This is a genomic window from Mesorhizobium sp. M7A.F.Ca.CA.001.08.2.1, assembly GCF_003998455.1.
Lineage (GTDB): Bacteria > Pseudomonadota > Alphaproteobacteria > Rhizobiales > Rhizobiaceae > Mesorhizobium > Mesorhizobium ciceri.
On record NZ_RZPW01001100.1, the window covers coordinates 1 to 1,519 of the forward strand.

Genomic DNA, 1,519 nt, shown 5'->3' on the forward strand with positions numbered 1-1,519 from the left:
CCACCCATCTGGCCAGCTCTGTTGCCGTTCCGACACATGTGTTGAAGATCGAACTTCACCCTGCCGAACTCGGCATGGTGACGGCCAATCTTCGCCTCTCCGGGGAACAACTTTCGATTGAGCTGAAGCCTGAAACACACGATGCCTATCGTCGGCTGTCGGCCGACAGCGAGGCCATCGTCAAGTCGCTGCGAGGGCTCGGCTTCGAGGTTGACAAGGTCACGATACTGCAACCTTCGGTAGCAGTTCCCGCTGCAACTCGGACGGATACAACCGCTCCGTTGGCGGCGGCAACAGGCCGCGATCCAGCATCCTTTCAACCGGGGAATTCGGGCGGCGGCAATGGTGGAGCCGGCGGCCAGCAACCGGGCCAGCAATCCTCAGGGAACCGCAACGATGACGCGCAGGACTACGGCCGCGGCCCTTCGCCTTCTCGCGAGCGCGCTGGCGGCGATATCTTTATCTAGCACGGTGACAGCTGCCGCAGCCGCGACCAACCCTTGCGAGCCGGAAATCCTGCGCGCCGCCGACCGCTATGGCGTTCCCGCCGGCATCCTTTATGCCGTTGGCCTGACGGAGACCGGCAACAAGGGCAGCCTTCAACCCAACGCTTTGAATATAGAGGGAAAAGCAGTCTTTCCCAGGAGCCGGACCGAGGCCCTTGCCGCCTTCGCCAATGCCCGGCGCGAGGGCAAGACCCTGATCGATCTCGGCTGCATGCAGATCAACCACCACTACCACGCATCGCATTTTCGCAGCGTCGAGGACATGCTCGACCCACGTCAGAACGTCGACTATGCGGCGCGCTTCCTGGCCAGCCTTCATGCCCGTCACGAGACCTGGTCGATGGCCGTGGCCCGCTATCATGCCGGCCCCGACAATGACCCGGCGCAGAAGATCTATGTCTGCCGCGTCATTGCCAACATGGTCGCCACCGGCTTTGGAAAATGGACCGCGAACGCCCGCGGATTCTGCAACCCATAAGCGCATTTCCCATTACTAATAGACCTACCACACAACCCCGAATTGTTGTTCTGGCCTGGCCAAAACTTGGCGCCGAATGCGTATCTGGCTGCACGCTAATGCAACCGATACGATTCCAGACTCCCAAGAAACTAGCTACAAGAAATGACGGTTGTTCAGGATTCTCGCCAGCGGATAGGCCTCTCTTCACGGGGAAAATGATTTGATTCGGAAGGCGGGGCCGATGATTGTGATCGTTGACGAGCGCGAGCTCGTAACAGAGGGATACAATTCACTTTTCGATCGTGAGGGCATCGCCTGTGCAGGCTTTGCATCCGGCGAATTCGGTGAGTGGGTGAATTCGGCCGCCGACACCGATCTGCGCTCGGTCAGGGCCTTCCTCATCGGCGATTGCCGCGAAGGTTCCATCTCTCCGCGCCAGATCCGCGACCGCACCGGCGCCCCGGTGATTGCGCTGAGCGAACAGCATTCGCTGGAGAACACGCTGCGGTTGTTCGAGAGCGGCGTCGATGACGTCATTCGCAAGCCCGTCCAT

The 1,519-nt window shown here is 60.4% G+C and carries 2 protein-coding genes and 1 pseudogene; all 3 read left to right on the forward strand.

What is annotated here, in order from left to right:
- Positions 1-41: 41 nt before the first annotated feature.
- Positions 42-467 (forward strand): flagellar hook-length control protein FliK, encoded by a 426-nt coding sequence (locus tag EN914_RS35150; protein WP_245497928.1) that lies wholly within the window; start codon positions 42-44, stop codon positions 465-467.
- Entirely contained in the window at positions 397-984 is a 588-nt protein-coding gene (locus EN914_RS35155; RefSeq protein ID WP_050580446.1) for a transglycosylase SLT domain-containing protein, read from the forward strand. Before EN914_RS35150 ends, EN914_RS35155 begins: the two co-directional genes overlap by 71 nt.
- A gap of 223 nt (positions 985-1,207) precedes the next feature.
- Positions 1,208-1,519: pseudogene (locus EN914_RS35160) on the forward strand (response regulator transcription factor); the annotation flags it as partial.